The sequence below is a fragment of the Streptomyces sp. NPDC005576 genome, from assembly GCF_042871745.1.
Classification (GTDB): domain Bacteria; phylum Actinomycetota; class Actinomycetes; order Streptomycetales; family Streptomycetaceae; genus Streptomyces.
The window spans coordinates 302,548-318,966 of sequence record NZ_JBIAJC010000002.1; the positions used below are offsets into that span (position 1 = coordinate 302,548).

At 71.2% G+C, this 16,419-nt stretch carries 15 protein-coding genes and 1 pseudogene; 10 read left to right on the forward strand and 6 right to left on the reverse strand.

The window, feature by feature from the left end; genetic code table 11:
* The first annotated feature begins 202 nt into the window (after positions 1-202).
* The 3 genes from ACFYPN_RS04685 (at position 203) to ACFYPN_RS04695 (ending at position 2,265) form a co-directional block, all read left to right on the forward strand.
* Positions 203-964, forward strand: a complete 762-nt coding sequence (locus ACFYPN_RS04685) for an SDR family NAD(P)-dependent oxidoreductase (protein ID WP_389296681.1) — start codon at positions 203-205, stop codon at positions 962-964.
* Positions 965-1,156: 192 nt separating this feature from the next.
* A complete protein-coding gene (locus tag ACFYPN_RS04690; protein ID WP_389296683.1) occupies positions 1,157-1,756 on the forward strand; it encodes a TetR/AcrR family transcriptional regulator in 600 nt (199 codons plus the stop codon).
* A 17-nt stretch (positions 1,757-1,773) separates the two neighbouring features.
* Complete coding sequence (locus ACFYPN_RS04695; protein ID WP_389296952.1) at positions 1,774-2,265, forward strand: nucleotidyltransferase domain-containing protein; 492 nt, start codon at positions 1,774-1,776, stop codon at positions 2,263-2,265.
* An 84-nt stretch (positions 2,266-2,349) separates the two neighbouring features.
* Here the strand turns inward: ACFYPN_RS04695 and ACFYPN_RS04700 are convergent, their stop codons facing one another.
* From ACFYPN_RS04700 to ACFYPN_RS04710, 3 genes and pseudogenes are all read right to left on the reverse strand, one after another.
* The gene (locus ACFYPN_RS04700; RefSeq protein ID WP_358764322.1) at positions 2,350-2,655 is read right to left on the reverse strand and encodes an SCO5918 family protein; all 306 of its coding nucleotides are present in this window, start codon (positions 2,653-2,655) and stop codon (positions 2,350-2,352) included.
* A 96-nt stretch (positions 2,656-2,751) separates the two neighbouring features.
* Positions 2,752-2,973, reverse strand: a pseudogene (locus ACFYPN_RS04705) (hypothetical protein); the annotation flags it as partial.
* A gap of 325 nt (positions 2,974-3,298) precedes the next feature.
* Entirely contained in the window at positions 3,299-3,502 is a 204-nt protein-coding gene (locus tag ACFYPN_RS04710; RefSeq protein ID WP_389296684.1) for a cold-shock protein, read from the reverse strand.
* A 905-nt stretch (positions 3,503-4,407) separates the two neighbouring features.
* Here ACFYPN_RS04710 and ACFYPN_RS04715 point away from each other — a divergent pair.
* Together ACFYPN_RS04715 and lon are read left to right on the forward strand one after the other, a co-directional pair.
* Complete coding sequence (locus ACFYPN_RS04715) at positions 4,408-4,953, forward strand: GNAT family N-acetyltransferase (protein WP_389296686.1); 546 nt, start codon at positions 4,408-4,410, stop codon at positions 4,951-4,953.
* A 533-nt stretch (positions 4,954-5,486) separates the two neighbouring features.
* Positions 5,487-7,907, forward strand: a complete 2,421-nt coding sequence (gene lon, locus ACFYPN_RS04720) for an endopeptidase La (protein ID WP_358764316.1) — start codon at positions 5,487-5,489, stop codon at positions 7,905-7,907.
* A gap of 113 nt (positions 7,908-8,020) precedes the next feature.
* On the opposite strand, the gene ACFYPN_RS04725 is transcribed toward lon, so the two are convergent.
* Together ACFYPN_RS04725 and ACFYPN_RS04730 are read right to left on the reverse strand one after the other, a co-directional pair.
* A complete protein-coding gene (locus tag ACFYPN_RS04725) occupies positions 8,021-8,773 on the reverse strand; it encodes a polysaccharide deacetylase family protein (protein ID WP_389296954.1) in 753 nt (250 codons plus the stop codon).
* A gap of 222 nt (positions 8,774-8,995) precedes the next feature.
* A complete protein-coding gene (locus ACFYPN_RS04730; protein WP_389296688.1) occupies positions 8,996-9,820 on the reverse strand; it encodes a lysozyme in 825 nt (274 codons plus the stop codon).
* A 235-nt stretch (positions 9,821-10,055) separates the two neighbouring features.
* Here ACFYPN_RS04730 and ACFYPN_RS04735 point away from each other — a divergent pair, with 235 nt between their 5' ends.
* Positions 10,056-10,553, forward strand: coding sequence for a MarR family transcriptional regulator (locus tag ACFYPN_RS04735; RefSeq protein ID WP_358764310.1), 498 nt, complete (start codon positions 10,056-10,058; stop codon positions 10,551-10,553).
* 41 nt (positions 10,554-10,594) lie between these two features.
* On the opposite strand, the gene ACFYPN_RS04740 is transcribed toward ACFYPN_RS04735, so the two are convergent.
* Positions 10,595-11,380: a hypothetical protein gene (locus tag ACFYPN_RS04740; protein ID WP_389296690.1), complete on the reverse strand. Its 786-nt coding sequence runs from the start codon at positions 11,378-11,380 to the stop codon at positions 10,595-10,597.
* A gap of 365 nt (positions 11,381-11,745) precedes the next feature.
* On the opposite strand from ACFYPN_RS04740, the gene ACFYPN_RS04745 reads away from it, so the two are divergent.
* From ACFYPN_RS04745 to ACFYPN_RS04760, 4 genes are read left to right on the forward strand one after another with little or no spacing between them, the layout of a single operon-like run.
* Positions 11,746-14,772, forward strand: coding sequence for a nitrate- and nitrite sensing domain-containing protein (locus ACFYPN_RS04745; protein ID WP_389296692.1), 3,027 nt, complete (start codon positions 11,746-11,748; stop codon positions 14,770-14,772).
* Positions 14,769-15,248, forward strand: a complete 480-nt coding sequence (locus ACFYPN_RS04750) for a roadblock/LC7 domain-containing protein (RefSeq protein WP_358764306.1) — start codon at positions 14,769-14,771, stop codon at positions 15,246-15,248. The genes ACFYPN_RS04745 and ACFYPN_RS04750 overlap by 4 nt, the downstream gene beginning before the upstream one ends.
* Positions 15,245-15,658, forward strand: coding sequence for a DUF742 domain-containing protein (locus ACFYPN_RS04755; protein ID WP_328719442.1), 414 nt, complete (start codon positions 15,245-15,247; stop codon positions 15,656-15,658). The genes ACFYPN_RS04750 and ACFYPN_RS04755 overlap by 4 nt, the downstream gene beginning before the upstream one ends.
* Entirely contained in the window at positions 15,639-16,376 is a 738-nt protein-coding gene (locus ACFYPN_RS04760) for an ATP/GTP-binding protein (protein ID WP_389296694.1), read from the forward strand. The genes ACFYPN_RS04755 and ACFYPN_RS04760 overlap by 20 nt, the downstream gene beginning before the upstream one ends.
* Positions 16,377-16,419 lie beyond the last annotated feature (43 nt).

A 16,419-nucleotide genomic window follows, 5' to 3' on the forward strand; every position in this document is an offset into this window, starting at 1 on the left:
GGTCCCGCCTGTCGGCCCGGCTGAACGGTCCGGTCGTGGACGGCGGCATCGCCGCGGAAGCGGAGGACGACGGCCCCCGGCCGACGCGGGGCGAGCCCGCGCGCGGCGACTCCACGCTCCGAAGAATGGACTGGACGGTCCATTAGGGTTAACTTTGAACCGACCGGTCCAATCTGGGATGACGAGAGGGAGATGCGGAGCCATGACGGCACGACTGGACAAGAGGACGGCGCTGGTCACCGGCGCGACCAGCAACATCGGACGGGCCATCGCGCGGGCCCTCGGTGCGGAGGGCGCCCACGTCGTGGTGTCCGGCCGCGACGCCGGACGCGGAGAGCGGGTGGTCGCCGAGATCCGGGCCGCCGGAGGCCGGGCCGACTTCGTCGCCGCAGACCTGGACGGCACCGCCGCCGCGTCCCGGGGGCTCGCCGAACGGAGCACCGAGGTGCTCGGCGGCCGGATCGACATCCTGGTGAACAACGCGGGCATCTACCCGCCCTCCACCACGACCACCGCGGACGAGGCCACCTTCGACCGGGTGTACGGAGTCAACGTGAAGGCCCCGTTCTTCCTCACCGCGGCCGTGGCCCCGGCCATGGTGGAGGCCGGCGGCGGCGTCATCGTGAACCTCGGCTCCTGGATCACCCGCCTCGGCGTCGCCTCCAACGCGCTCTACAGCTCCACCAAGGGTGCCGTCGAAACCCTCACCCGCGCCTGGGCCGCGGAGTTCGGGCCGTCCGGAGTCCGGGTGAACGCGGTCTCGCCCGGTGTGGTCCACGGGCCCTCCGACGAGCCGATGCCCGGTGACGTGATGATGAACGGCACCCCGGCAGGGACGTACGGCAGGCCCGAGGACATCGCCCGAGCCGTCGTCTACCTGGCGAGCGACGACTCCTCCTTCGTGCAGGGCATCGTCCTCGACGTGGACGGCGGCCGGACCTCCACCGCGGTGATCGCGGCCTGACCGGGTCGCCCCCGGGGCAGCGACCCGCCCCGGGGCGTCGCCGGTGGCCCGTACGTTCCCGGGCGGCGGGCCCAAGAGCCTGGCCGGTGGCCCGTTGCCCGGCTATACGATGGGCCGACCAGGCGGAATCCGGTACGCGCACCCTCGGGGGCCGCACCGCCGGGCACCCCCGCACTCCCAGGAAGCGGACCCGTGGCACAAGGCCTGACCAGCAAGGGCGCCGCAACGCGTCAGCGGATTGTCGACGGCGCCGCCCAGCTGATGCGGCAGCGCGGGCCGGAGGTCTCCCTCGACGAGATCCGCGCCGCGACCGGCACCAGCAAGAGCCAGCTGTTCCACTACTTCCCCGAGGGCCGGGCCGCCCTCCTCGTCGCCGTCGCCCGGCACGAGGCCGAGGCGATCCTCGCCGACCAGCAGCCCCATCTCGGCGGACTCACCAGCTGGACCGCCTGGAACGCCTGGCGGAACGCGGTGCTCGACCACTACCGCCGCCAGGGCCGCAACTGCCCGCTGAACGTCCTCACCGGCCAGCTCGCCGGGGACAACCCCGAGGTGCGTGCCGTGGCCGAGGACCTGATGGACCGCTGGCAGGCCCATCTGACCGCCGGAGTACGGGAGATGCAGCGCCAGGGGCTGATGTCGGCCATGCCGGAGGCGGAGCGCGCGGGGGAGTCGATCCTCGCCGCCGTCCAGGGAGGCGCCTTCACCATGATCGCCACCGGACGTCTCGGTCCGCTGGAATCCGCCCTCGACCTGGCCCTCGACCACCTCCGGGTGCGGGACACCGCCTGAGGGAGGGCTTCCCCGTGATGACGGCGGAAGAGGTGCTGTCCGTCCTGACCCTGTTGGGGCGGGCGGAGACCGACGTCTGGATCGGCGGCGGCTGGGGGATCGACGCGCTGATCGGCGAGCAGTCCCGGGAGCACCGCGACCTCGACCTGATGTACCGCCACGACCAGGAAAGGGCGGTGGTGTCCGCGCTGACCGGGGCGGGCTTCGCGGAGAGCCTGGACCAGCGCCCCGTACGGCTCGTCCTCGCGACCTCGACCGGCCGGGAACTCGATCTCCACCCGCTGGTCTTCGCCGCCGACGGCTTCGCCGTACAGGCGTCGTTCGCGCCGGACCACCCCTTCCGGTACCCCGCCTCCTGCTTCGTGACGGGCCTCGTCGGAGGGGTTCGTGTCCCGTGCCTCTCGGTCGAGCAGCAGGTCTACTTCCACCAGGGGTACGAACCCGCGGCCCGCGACCTGCACGACATGGCCCAGCTGCGCCGCGCCTTCGGGATCGCCACGCACTTCTGAGCCGCAAAGGCCCGGGACGCGGCATGCCGCATCCCGGGCCTTTGCGGGCCGGACCTCCAGCGGAGTCAGGCTTCCCGCAGCGGGTCAGGCGGCGGCGGGGGCGCCCAGCAGCTCGGAGGCGTGCTGAAAGCTGTCGGTCACGGGCGGGGCGGCCTGGGGCGGGGTGGGGCAGGTGAAGCCGAGCTGGGCCATGGCCCGGAGGACCTCACCGGCGCTGAAGTCCCGGCGGTCCTGGCGGGTGATGACCTGGCCGACCTGCTTGACCGGGTAGGTGCGGCGGCCGATGATCACGCACTCGCCGACGGCCGGCTCCGGCTTGATGCCCTTCATGGCTTCCAGGACTCCGTTCTTGGTGAGCTCGAACGGGAAGCGGGCGATGACGCAGCGCATGATGCCTCACAAAGAAACGAAGGGGTTGGGTGCTTTCGCGGTGAGCGAGTCGGTTCAGTGAACCAGGGCCAGAAGATCTGGGGCGCCGTCCCGGCCGTCGGCGAGGATGTCGCGCAACTGGATGCGGTCCGTGTACCCGGCACCGTCACGGACGGCGGCGAGTACGGCCATGGTGACCATCCCGGTGCGCAGACCGTCGTTGTCGCAGACGAGCAGGTGCTCCACGCGAGCACTGGCCATGACCGACAGGGCGACCTCGACGGTCATGTCGTCACCGACCCGCGGACCGGCGGTCTCCGACGCCTCGGACTCCACCAGGGGGAAAACGTGAACGGCGCCGCCGGTACGACTGCGGGAGAAGCGGTGGTGCGTACGTACGGAGTCCAAGGAGAACCTTCCTCGATACAGCGCCGATCAAGGAATTCCAGCAGCGGGCGAATGCCGTGGGGAATACCGAGAATGCGCCGGACGGAATGCGTGATCGGAGCCGGCCCACGTGAATCAAGTGTGGCGGTAAAACGGTGGTGCCCCGCGTCGGCGGAATTTGGTACGCGGGCGGGAGGAGCGAAAACGCTCGTGGCCGACGCCGCGCCCAGCGGGGCCCGGCCACGTTCTGCGCGTCACCACGTTCTGCGCGTCACCGTCAGGCAGGAACGATGTTCTCGGCCGTCGGGCCCTTCTGGGTCGGCGCGAGGTCGAAGGTGACCTTCTGGCCTTCCAGCAACTCGCGGAAGCCGCCGGCGGCGATGTTCGAGAAGTGGGCGAACACGTCCGGGCCGCCGCCCTCCTGCTCGATGAAGCCGAAACCCTTGGCCGGGTTGAACCATTTCACGGTACCGGACGCCATGTCATATCTCCCTGGGGCATTACGCCGGAAACCGCAGTGCGTGGAGGCCGGGTCGCCGCGGTGATGCCCCGTGTGAAGGACGGGAAACGCGAAAGGCGTCCTACTGTCGGAAATGTCGACGAGTGTGCTCGAAATCTTAGTACCACGGCAACTGGACTCGACGATAGCATGGGGTAGCGGCCGGTGGGCCATGCGTTTATCGCGTTCCCTCTGCCCGGATAAAAACACTTCGTGCGCGGTGTACCTAAAACTCGTCTCGCGGACACAGATATTGCTCCACCGGGGGCGCAGCTCTTCCGAGGTGCCGTCCGGCGCCTGGCTCGATGTCCCGGGAGGCGCTCCGGGAAAGAGGCCGGCCGGCCTCGTCGCTGCGCGGTCACTGTTCCGCATTCCGCACAGGCTCGCGGCGCACGGCCGCAGCGGGTGCGTGTGCGGGGATCGCGTGGGCTTGCTGAACTGCGTACCGCTGGTGTCCTCCTCCGCTCGGTGGCCCTGTACTGCGCCACCCGCAGACAGTCGGCCCTCCCGGTGCACGTCCGCAGCCGACGCCTCAACCCGCGTACGGATACCGCCTCGCGGCCTCTCGACGGCGGCCCCTGATGACCGCGGGCCGCCCGGTCCGGTCGTCAGCCCCGTCGCCTTCCTGCGCCACCCGTGGCTCCGGAACTCCACCACCGCACCGTCGGGCCCAGCTGTCTCTCTGACTGTGAGAGAAACCCTAGCCACGCCATGCATAGATATCTGCTGCGGTCGCGGGAGATTTCTCGGGCTGATCGAGGAGGCGGGGGCGTCGAGCTCAGGAGGCGCATGGGCGGAAGAGGACCCTTCGGGGCGGGGTCCGGGCCGGTGGCCGGATCGGACCGTGAGCCTTGAACGCGGCCGGCCCCGCTGATTGGCTGGGTGACATGAATGAGCTCGGAACCCTCGCCTGGCCACCTGTCCCGATCAGGGCCGAGAGGCTCGTGCTGCGGGCGCCCGAGGCTCGCGACCGCGCCGCGTTCATCGACCTGCTGGCGTCGCCGGACGTGCACACCTATCTCGGTGGCCCCCGCCCGCGGGACGAGCTGGACCGCGAGTTGCCGACGGTGCCCGAGCGGTGGCCCGGCAGTTTCGTCGTCGATCTCGACGGGGTGATGATCGGCCAGATCCTGCTCAGAAGGGCCACGGAGCACCGTCGCCCGGCAGCCGTGGGAATGGTCGACCTCGGTTACCTGTTCCTGCCTCGGGCGTGGGGGTCCGGGTACGCCGCCGAAGCGTGCGCGGCGGCACTCGACTGGTTCGACGGCGCCCTTCCCGGGGAGCCGGTGGTGCTCGCCACCCAGACCGCCAACGTGGGTTCGATGCGCCTCGCGGCGAAGCTCGGGTTCGCCGAGGTGGAGCGGTTCCACGCCTGGGGCGCCGAGCAGTGGCTCGGTATGCGGCCTCCGGTCGCCCCGTCCGACGACCGGTGATTCCACCCGCTCCGAGGCGGTCGCTCCTGTGGGCAGCCCGAGGTTGTCTCTGCCCCAGGCGCTGACCAGCGAGATGGAGAGTCAGTGTCTGCACAGCAGACCTGCAGATCCACCTTGCATTTTCGACGGTCAGTGGGGGGCCGTGCGGTGCTCCGCAGACGGAACCGCACGCACTCGCGAACTTGACTGTGGTGTGCTGCCGGACGTCGCACCCGCCCAAGGCTGTGCAGAGTTGGTTACGCCCAGGCGTAACCAACTCTGCGAGCCCACGGAGGTCGGCTGTAACCAACTCTGCAGAACTCATGGGAAATGTGGCTCGGTGCGGTCGGACAGCCCGATCGGGCGGCCCGGCCGCGGTGGGCGTAGCGGTAACCGTGGTAGTCGGAGTCGAGGCCGGGCGGAGGATGAGCGAAGGGGCCCACGTCGAAGGACGCAGCTCCCTGATCGCTCACAGCGAACACGCCATGGGGAACATTCATCGGCTCACAAGCATTGAGCCTGCATAGCTCAACTTGACTGCCGAAGGGAAGATCATGGCTACCGACACCAAGGCGTCCACCCCGTTCGACCTGCCTGTGCTGCCGCTCGACGACGAAGTCGTGCTGCCCGGCATGGTGGTTCCTCTCGATCTTTCCGACAGCGAGGCGCGGGCCGCCGTGGAGGCGGCGCAGGCCGCCGCCGAGGAGGGCAGCAAGCCCGAGGTGCTGCTGGTGCCGCGCATCGACGGCAGGTACACGGGGACGGGTGTCCTCGGTACGGTCGAGCAGATCGGGCGGCTCTCCGACGGGGACCCCGGCGCGATCGTGCGGGCCCGTTCGCGGGTACGCATCGGCACCGGTACGAGCGGTCCCGGGCGTGCCCTGTGGGTCGAGGCGACCCGGATCGACGAGAACGTGCCCGACCCGCTGCCGGGTGCCGTCACCGAGCTGGTCAAGGAGTACAAGGCGCTCGCCACCAGCTGGCTGAAGAAGCGGGGGGCCTGGCAGGTCGTCGACCGGGTGCAGCAGATCGAGGGCGTCTCCGCGCTCGCCGACAACTCCGGGTACTCGCCCTTCCTGACCACGGCGCAGAAGGTGGAGCTGCTGGAGACCGCGGACGCGGTCGCCCGGCTGAAGCTCGCCGTGCGGTGGCTCGGTGAGCACCTCGCCGAGCAGGACGTGGCCGAGTCCATCGCGAAGGACGTCCAGGAGGGCGTCGACAAGCAGCAGCGCGAGTTCCTGCTGCGGCGCCAGCTCGACGCCGTACGCAAGGAGCTGTCCGAGCTCAACGGCGACCCGGGGGACGAGTCCGACGACTACCGCGCCCGTGTCGAGGCCGCCGACCTGCCCGAGCACGTCCGCGAGGCCGCGCTCAAGGAGGTCGAGAAGCTGGAGCGGTCCTCGGACCAGAGCCCCGAGGGCTCCTGGATCCGGACCTGGCTGGACACCGTCCTCGAGCTGCCGTGGAACGAGCGGACCGAGGACGCGTACGACATCCGGGGCGCGCAGGCGACCCTGGACGCCGAGCACGCCGGTCTGCAGGACGTCAAGGAGCGCATCACCGAGTACCTCGCGGTCCGCAAGCGCCGGGCCGACCGGGGCCTCGGTGTCGTCGGCGGACGGCGCGGCGGAGCGGTGCTGGCGCTCGTCGGGCCCCCCGGCGTGGGAAAGACCTCGCTCGGCGAGTCCGTGGCGCACGCCATGGGCCGCAAGTTCGTCAGGGTCGCGCTCGGCGGAGTCCGGGACGAGGCGGAGATCCGGGGCCACCGGCGTACGTACGTCGGCGCGCTGCCGGGGCGTATCGTCCGGGCGATCAAGGAGGCCGGCTCGATGAACCCGGTCGTCCTGCTCGACGAGATCGACAAGGTGGGCTCCGACTTCCGGGGCGACCCGGCCGCCGCGCTCCTCGAAGTGCTGGACCCGGCGCAGAACCACACCTTCCGCGACCACTATCTGGAGGTCGAACTCGACCTCAGCGACGTGGTCTTCCTCGCCACCGCGAATGTCCTGGAGGCCATCCCGGAGGCGCTGCTCGACCGCATGGAGCTCGTCCGGCTCGACGGGTACACCGAGGACGAGAAGGTCGTCATCGCCCGCGACCACCTGCTCCCGCGCCAGCTGGAGCGGGCCGGTCTGGAGAAGGACGAGGTCGCGCTGGAGGAGTCGGCGCTGCGCAAGCTGGCCGGCGAGTACACCCGTGAGGCCGGCGTACGGACCCTGGAGCGGGCCATCGCCCGGCTGTTGCGGAAGGTCGCGGCCCAGCACGAACTGGGCGACCGGGAGTTGCCGTTCACGGTCGCCGACGCCGATCTGCGGGGGCTGATCGGCCGGCCGCACCACGTGCCCGAGTCCGCGCAGGACCCGGCCGAGCGCCGTACCGCGGTCCCCGGCGTGGCCACCGGCCTCGCGGTGACCGGTGCGGGCGGCGACGTCCTCTTCGTCGAGGCATCGCTGGCCGACCCGGAGACCGGGGCGTCCGGTCTGACCCTGACCGGTCAGCTCGGCGACGTGATGAAGGAGTCCGCGCAGATCGCGCTGAGCTTCCTGCGGTCGCACGGGGCGGAGCTGGAGCTGCCGGTCGCCGACCTCAAGGACCGGGGTATCCACATCCACTTCCCGGCGGGCGCGGTCCCGAAGGACGGTCCGAGCGCCGGCATCACCATGACGACCGCGCTGGCCTCGCTGCTCTCCGGACGGCTGGTCCGTACGGACGTGGCGATGACCGGTGAGGTCTCGCTGACCGGGCGGGTCCTGCCGATCGGCGGTCTGAAGCAGAAGCTGCTGGCGGCGCACCGGGCCGGGATCACCACGGTGGTGATCCCCAAGCGGAACGAAGCCGATCTGGACGACGTCCCGGCCGAGGTCCTGGAGAAGCTGGAGGTGCACCCGGTGACCGATGTCCGCCAGGTGCTGGAGATCGCCCTCGCTCCGGCCACCGCCGCCGCGGAGGAGAAGAAGGTCCCGGCCGCGGCGTGAGCGGCGCGGCGTGACGGACGTGCCGCCACGGACGTGACCGGTACGGACGGCCCGTCGCCCCGGAGACCCCGGGGAGGCGGGCCGTTCCGGTGTCCGGACGGCGCGCGGCCGGATCAGGGGCGGTAGACCGTGCCCGGTTCGGGCTCGGCGGGGGCCATCAACTCGGGGACGGTCACGAGCGTGTAGCCGCGTTCCCGCAGGGCGTCGATGATGCCCGGCACGGCGGGCACGGTCCCCTTGTATATGTCGTGGAGAAGGATGATGCCGTCCCGGCTCGCCTGGTCCAGGATGCGCTTCTCTATGAGCGCCGAGTCGGTGGTCGAGTAGTCCTTCGCGGTCGCGCTCCAGAGGATCTGGGAGAGCCCGAGGTCCTTGCTGATCTCCGAGACGGTGTCGTCGGTACGGCCCTGGGGCGGACGCATCAGCCGGGGCTTCTTCCCGGTGATCTTCGCTATGGCGTCCTGCGTCTTCTCCAGCTCGGCCCGTATCTCGTCCGGCTCCTTGTCCGTCAGGATCTCGTGCGACCAGGTGTGGTTGCCCACCTCATGGCCCTCGTCCGCGATGCGCCGCACGGTGTCCGGGTGCTTGAGGACGTGGTTCTCGCCCAGCAGGAAGAAGGTCGCGTGCACCTTCTTCTCCTTGAGCACGTCCAGCAGGTGCGGGGTGTCCTTGCCGGGTCCGGCGTCGAAGGTGAGGGCGATGCACTTCGCGACGCGGCAGTCCACCGGGCCGAGTTCGCCCTTCGCCTCGGAGGCCGCCTCCTCGCGCGCCGAGGCGGGTGCCGTGGTCGCCATGGAGCAGCCACCCAGGGTGAGTGTGAGTGCGGTCACCAGGGCGGCGGGCAACCAGGTGCGCGGCTTCGGCATCCTTCTGGGCAAGGCGGGTCCATCCATGGGTCGGCACGGCGGGCGCGGTACGGCCGTACGTCCGGTACGGCTGCCCGGACCATACATAGCGTGTACACCGTCGACGGATAGTGGGCCCCGGTGTCCTGCGGAACGCCGCGGCCCCGGCGACGAGGTGCGTCACCGGGGCCACGGTCGGCCGTCCGCCGGACACTGCTCAGGTGGACCGGACGTGTCGCCGTGTCAGCCGGTCGCCAGGGCCTGCACGCGGTCGAGTGCCCCGTTGAACTTGTCGTGGTCCCCGACCGTGGGGCCGGTCGAGGTGTACTGCCAGATCGTGTAGTACCCCCAGCCGGCCGGCAGTTCACCCACCGTGGTGTTGTAGCGGGCCACCCAGAGCGGGTTGGTCGCGCCGAAGCCGGCGTTGTTGCCGGTGCACGTCGTCCACCAGCTGGTCGCCGTGTAGATCACCGCGTCCCGCCCGGTGCGCGCCTTGTAGGTGTTCACGAAGTCGCGTATCCAGGCGACCATCGCCGACTGCGTCTTGCCGTAGCACTGGTCCCCGTACGGGTTCCACTCGATGTCCAGCACGCCCGGGAGCGTCCGGCCGTCCCGGGACCAGCCGCCGCCGTTGTCCGCGAAGTAGTTCGCCTGCACGGCTCCGGAGGTCGTGTCCGGAGTGGCGAAGTGGTACGAACCCCGGATCATCCCGACGTCGTACGAGCCCGAGTACTGCTGCGAGAACGAGGTGTTCTTGTAGTACGTCCCCTCGGTCGCCTTCACGTACGCCCACCGGACGCCACTGTTCCACAGCGTCGACCAGGCGACGTTGCCCTGGTGGCCGCTGACGTCGACGCCTTCGGTCTGGGTCGCCGTCGTGCCGGCGGGCAGGGAGCCCCGGCCGTCGTGGGCGACGACGCCCATGCCGAGCGAGGCCGTGCCCCGGGCCGGGACGTCGGCGGCCGAGGCGGCGCCGGGCAGGGTGAGGAGGAGCGAGAGTGCGGCGAGCAGGGTGCCGGCCGGAGCGAGCAGACGGGCCGTTCGGGAACCGGATCTGTGGGCGGACATGGACGTGCCTCCGTGGCTCGGTGGGGGACGGTGGGAGGAACCGCGAACCGGGGCACGGGAGGGGCCGGACCCCGGTACGGCGTGCCCGTCATGGACACGACAGGTATGAAGCTACGCGCGTTGACCCGCCCTCCGGAAGGGGGCCCGGGAGCCGCCTGTGGTCTACTCCTGCGAAATACTGACCCAGCTGCGGAGATGGCCGACGGCGGGGAGAAGTTTCAGAAGTGGAAAGCGCATGAGGGGTGCCGTGGTGGAGGAGAGCGACAGCGGGACCGGTCCCGAGACCGCCGTCGGGGTCCCGGCGGATCAGGCGTTCCTCGCCCTGGAACACGAACTGGCCGTGATCCTGCGGCGTGCGCGCGCCACCTCCGGCGAGATGGCGCGCGAGGTCCACCCCGAACTGGAATCCGCCGCCTACGGGCTGCTCGTACGTCTGGAGTCCGCCGGGCAGCAGCGGGCCACCGAGCTGGCGGCCTGGTTCGGGGTCGGCAAGGCCACCATGAGCCGTCAACTGCGCGCCCTGGAGGATCTCGGTCTGGTGAACCGTGTGCCGGACCCCGAGGACGGCCGCGCCTCGCTCGTCCACCTCACCGAGGAGGGGCTCGTCCGCTTCCGTCACGTCCGGGACGCCCGGCGGGCCCGCTACGTCCGCAAGCTCGCCGACTGGGACCGCGCCGAGGTCGCGGAACTCGCCCGGCTGCTCCACCAGTTCAACGAACGCGCCGAGGGCTGACGGTGGCGGGCCCGACGCGGCGGCCGCCACCCGGTGAGCACTCAGAGCTCCACCAGGACCACCGTGGCGTCGTCGTGGCGCTTGCCCCGGCCCAGGTGGACCCGGTCGGTGTCGGCCCGCTCGCGTTCCCGTACGCGATCGATGAGGTGCTGGGGGCCCGCCGAGCGCAGCACTCCCAGGGCGGCGTGCCAGTCGCCCTCCTGGAACACCTCGGTCCAGCGGCTCGCCCCGTCCGTCAGGGCGGCCAGCGCCCGTACCTCTCCGAGCGGCAGCCCGCCCGTCACCGCCCGGGACGCGACGGCCGGATCGGCGGCGGCGGTGAAGAATCCGCCCTCCTTGTTCCGGGCCAGCGTGTCCGTCAGCTCCATGGACGAGAGGGTTCCCGGCGGAAGTCGGTCGAGCCGGTCGTCGATCACCGCGCGTACGCTCCCGTCCGGGGACTCCAGCAGCAGCACCGAATCGGACAGCACCAGGTACTCGACCGCCGCTCCGTTCCAGCGGACCAGGACGACGGTTGCCTGAGGCGTCCTCACGTGAGAAAGGTCACAGGAGATGCGATGGGCGTCCGCGGTGCGTCGAATGGACTCCGCCAACACCTCCTCCAGGGTCAGATCCGGTCGTGAAGCGGACAGTTCGGCCAGCGCTCCGCCCAGTCGCGAGGTGAACCAGGGCACCGAGTGCACACAACCGTCGTCGCCCGGAGGGGGAGTCACCCCGTCCAGCAGGACCAGGCACCCGCCCTGGCCGGACGCGGGGAGGGCAGTCATGGCCCAGTCCTCGTTGGGGCGTTCGGGGTTGCCGGGCGCGCCGGCGAGTTCGATGCGCATGGCAATCAGTCTGCACGACGCCTTCACATCGTCTGCATGCCGCGTGTATTGCCGCGTACCAGCAGGTCAGACCGGCCCGCCGGGCCGTGGTGGCGGCTTCGCCGGGGTGCGGGCGGGCATCCTGCCAAAGCCCGCGCGGAAGGTCCACCCGGCGTGTGGCGCATGGGGCGTGGCCGCGCTGGGGAGACTTGTTCGCCCGCTCACGAGTGATGTTCACTCGTTCGGGTGGCGGAGCGGTCGTTGTACGCCTCCCTCCCAAAAGGGCTGGAATGGTCAGAAGCCGGACCAGAGGCGGGAGGAGCGCGTGCGGGTGACGGCGCGTCACCTCTGCTTCATGGGTGGACGAGTCAAGAATGCGAGCACCGGTGCAGAAGAAGCGGCCGCGGAGCAAGGTCAGCACGCAGGACGTTCCCGGGGCGACCGCTCCGGTGGCGGGTGGCGGTAAGCGCAAGGTGCGCGTGCGCAGCCGACTGGTGGCGGGCGTCGCCGTCGTCGGGATCACCGTCGTGGCGGCAGGCGCCCCGGCGGCCCTCGGCGCCTCCACCGACCTCAACGAGTCGCAGAACCTGGTGACCCTGGCCGAACTCGACCAGCAGGCCATCACCCTCGCCCACTCCCTCGCCGACGAACGGGACGCGATCACCGCGTACATCGCGAGCGGCCGCAAGACCTACGGCGACGGTGAGGGCGACGGCGGCGGCGACGCGAAGCCGGGCGCCGACAGCCTCAGCGCCCGGGTCGACCAGCAGATCGACGAGATCCGCGAGGCCGCCCCGACCGGGCTCCGCCGCGACCTCTCCACCGTCCCGTCGCTGCGCCGCGACGCGGTCAGCGGCAAGGGTTCGGCCCTCGCCGCCCACCAGGCGTACTCCGAGGTCATCGCCAAGCTCCACGACCTCGCCGCCGAACTGGCCGAGACGGCCCCGCCGCGCGCCGCCGCGGCCACCCGTGCGCCCCTCGCCCTCTCCACCGCCGTCGAACAGGCCTCCGCCACCCGGGGCCTGCTGCTCGCGGCCCTCGCCGTGCCCAGCCCCGAGCCGGTACAGAGTTACGACCCCTACACCGGTCTCCCCGTGGAGAACACCGACGACGAGAAGACGGCCGACGACCGCGCCCGGGACGAGCTGAGCGCCGCCGCCCAGCAGGCCCGGGTCCGCGAACTCGCCGCCCTCGCCGACTTCGACCAGGCGGCCGGCGCGAGCGCCCGTGACAAGCTCTCCTCCACCGTCACCGGTCCCGAGGTCAACAGCGCCGAAAAGTACCTCGCCGCACTGACCGACAACCCCGAACTCTCCGACTCCGAGCGGGAGACCAGCTCCAAGAAGCTCTCCGCCGCGCTCTCCGCGCGCATCGACCGGATGCGCGGCGTCGAGTCGGCGCTCGGCACCGCGCAGGTGCGGCGGCTGAAGGAGCTGCGCGACGACGACGTCACCGCCCTCGAACTCTCGATCGCCCTGCTCGGCGGCTGCTTCCTGATCGCGGTCGGCGTCTCCACCGCCGTCGCCCGCACCCTCACCCAGCCGCTCGCCGTCCTGCGCATCGGGTCCGGCCGGCTGGCCGCCGAACCGGAGACCGCGGAAGCCATCGCGTACCGGGGCCGCAACGACGAGTTCGCCCAAGTGGTCCGCTCGATCAACGCGCTGCACGAACGACTGCTCGCCCTGCACGGCGAGTTCGCCGGACAGACCGGCGGCCTGGGGACCGAGCACGCCGAACTGCTCGCAGGACGCGAGGCACTCACCCTCCAGCGCGCCGAACTCCAGGGCCAGGTCACCGAGCTCACCGCCGAACTCCAGCGGCTGCGCAACACCGTGCACCACACCTTCGTCAACCTCTCGCTGCGCAGCCTCGGCCTCGTCGAGCGCCAGTTGGGCGTGATCGAGAACCTGGAGGAGCGCGAGCAGGACCCGGAGCGGCTCGCCACCCTCTTCAAGCTCGACCACCTCGCCACCGTGATGCGCCGCCACGGAGAGAACATGCTGGTCCTCGCGGGCGCCGATCACGGCCAGGGCCACCCCGGACCGATCCCGCTGGTCGACGTGGCCCGTGCCGCGGTCAGCGAGATCGAGCGGTACGAACGCGTCACGATCCAGTCCCTGCCGCCGCACGCGCAGATCGCGGGCTTCGCCGCCGACGACCTGAGCCACCTGGTCGCCGAACTCCTGGAGAACGCGACCGCGTTCTCCCCGCCCGACTCGCGCGTCGAGCTCTCCGGCTGGCTGCTGGAGACCGGCGAGGTGATGCTCTCCGTGCAGGACGAGGGCATCGGGATGTCGGCGGCGCGGATGGAGGAGATCAACCTCCGCCTCGCCGACCCGGCCTCCTTCCGGGTCGGGGAGCCGGGTGACGACGGCGCCGGCCTCGGCCTCCAGGTCTCCTCGTTGCTGGCCGCGCGCCACGGCGTACAGGTGCGTCTGCAGGCGCAGAAGACCGGCGGTGGTGTGACGGCGGTCGTCGTACTGCCGCAGGCACTGCTGCCCAAGGCGCCGCCGGCCGCGTCGCCGCCACCGGTGAACGTGGCGGGTGGCACGCCGACGCTGAACCTCCCGGGTTCGGTGGCCGAGGCGAACTCCAACACCCTGCAGGGCCGCTCATTGGTCCTCCCCGCCGACGACCCGCTGATCGCCGCCGCCGAGCAGACCGTCCGGGACGCGGGCCCGGAGGCGGCCCCGGCCGCGGTTCCCGCCGCGCACGAGGAATCGGCCTCGGCTCCCGCCCCGCACGGGGGACCGGCCGCGGCTGAGTCCCCGGCCGAGACCACCATGCAGTTCCGCCTTCCGACGGTTCCTGAGACAGGCCCGCAGGCCGGCCGGGACAGGGCTCCGGAAGCGGCCCAGGAGGCGGCCCGGGCAGCCGCTCCCGAGACGGCTCCGGAAGCGTCCGGCAACCCGTACGCCATCGGACCCGACCGGCACGAGCGGGCCGCCGACACCGCCGGTACGCACGACCCGGCCGCCCACGACCCGTACGGCGCCCCGGCGCCCCGGCCCTTCCCGCTGCCCGGGAACGCGGGGCACGCGTACTCCCAGGCCCCGCCGGTCCCGGAGCCCGACACGCTTCCCTCCGGGGAGACCGCGTCCGGCGAGCACACCGAGTCCGTCCCCGCTCCCCGGCAGCCCGAGCGGATCACCGACAAGGGACTGCCCAAGCGCACCCCCAGGGTGGTCAAGCCCGCCGAAGCATCTTCCGGGGAGCGCACGGGCAGTCTGGACAAGGAAGCGCTCCGCCGCCGGCTCGGCGGATTCCAGCGAGGAGCGCGCGAGGGCCGCCGGGACGTGGAGGCGGAGATCGCGGAAGGCGTCGAACCGGAAACGCCGGCCGCACGCACCGACCTGGCCGGCCGCCCGGACGGCCAGGAGACGGGGGACACTGTCGAGGAGGCACGCAGTTGACTGCGCCCAGCACGCTCGGGCTGAGCACCGAAGCCCGGAACCTGCACTGGTTGCTGAGCAATCTGGTGGAGGAGGTGCCAGGGGTCCACTCGGTCACGGTCGTCTCGTCCGACGGGCTCATGCTGCTCTCCTCCGACCCCGATCACCAGGCCGCCCCGGCGGCGGGGAACCAGCAGAGCCCCCGGGGCTCCAGCGCCGACCTCGCCACCATCGTCTCCGGCATCGGGTCCCTCACCATGGGGGCCGCGAAGCTGATGGACGGCGGCGGCGTCAAGCAGACGATGGTCGCGATGGAGGAAGGCAGCGTCTTCGTCATGTCGATCAGTGACGGCTCGCTCCTCGGCGTCCACGCCACCCCCGACTGCGACATGGGCGTCATCGCTTACCACATGGCGCTCTTCGTCGGCCGGGCCGGACACGTTCTCACCCCCGAACTCCGCAATGAGCTGCGCCAATCGATGGAGAGCGCCCAGTGACGTCCGCCGCCGAACCCGCCCGCAGGCTCCCCGTGCGGGGGTCCGACCGGAAGCCCGCACGGGTCCGCCCGTACTCCCTCACGGGAGGGCGCACCCGCTTCGGGCACGTACTGCTCGTCGAGACCTTCGTCGCCGCCCTGGAAGCCCCCGAAGAGCGCCGCGAACTCACCAATGGCAACCTCAACACCCGGGTCATGCCGGAGCTCCTGGCGATCGTCGAACTCTGCCGCCGCATGCGTACGGTCGCCGAGATCTCCGCTCTGCTGAAGATGCCGCTCGGTGTGGTCCGGGTGCTGCTCAGCGACCTGGCGGACCAGGGAAAGATCCGCGTGTACGGAACCGGCCACGGCGCCGGTCAGCCCGACCGCGCACTGCTCGAAAGGGTGCTCAATGGACTCCGTCGTCTCTGAGCCGAAGCTCTCCGCGCCGACGCTCACCGAGCCCGCGCCCGCCGGACAGGCGTCCTCCGGGGCGACGCTGTTCACTCCGCGCCAGCCGGGCCCCCAGGACCGGGCCGAACGGGCGGAACGGGCGGAACGGGCCGAGGATCCGGTGCAGCCGTGGCAGCTGGACCACACCCGGGCGCCCACCGCGACCAAGATCGTGGTGGCCGGCGGCTTCGGCGTGGGCAAGACGACCTTCGTGAGCGCGGTCTCCGAGATCACCCCGCTGAAGACCGAAGCGGTCATGACCCGGGCCAGCGAGGAGACCGACGACCTCACCGCGACCCCGGACAAGGCCACCACCACCGTGGCCATGGACTTCGGCCGCCTCACGCTCGACGACGACCTCGTCCTCTACGTCTTCGGCACGCCCGGCCAGCAGCGGTTCTGGTTCATGTGGGACGACCTGGTACGCGGTGCCATCGGGGCGATCGTCATGGCCGACACCCGCCGCCTCGCCGACTGCTTCCCGGCGCTCGACTACTTCGAGAGCTGCGGGCTCCCGTACATCGTGGCGGTCAACCACTTCGAGGGCTCCGACCTCTACGAATCGGTCGACGTCAGGGAGGCCCTGAGTGTCCCTCAGCACGTGCCTGTGGTGATCATGGATGCGCGTAACAGGGTCACCGTCGTCGAGTCGCTGCTCACCCTGGTGGGCCATGCTCTCGACGCCACCCCTGTCTGAGAAGCGCCCCCCGATCGTCGTACCACGTAAACGGAGAAGCCTC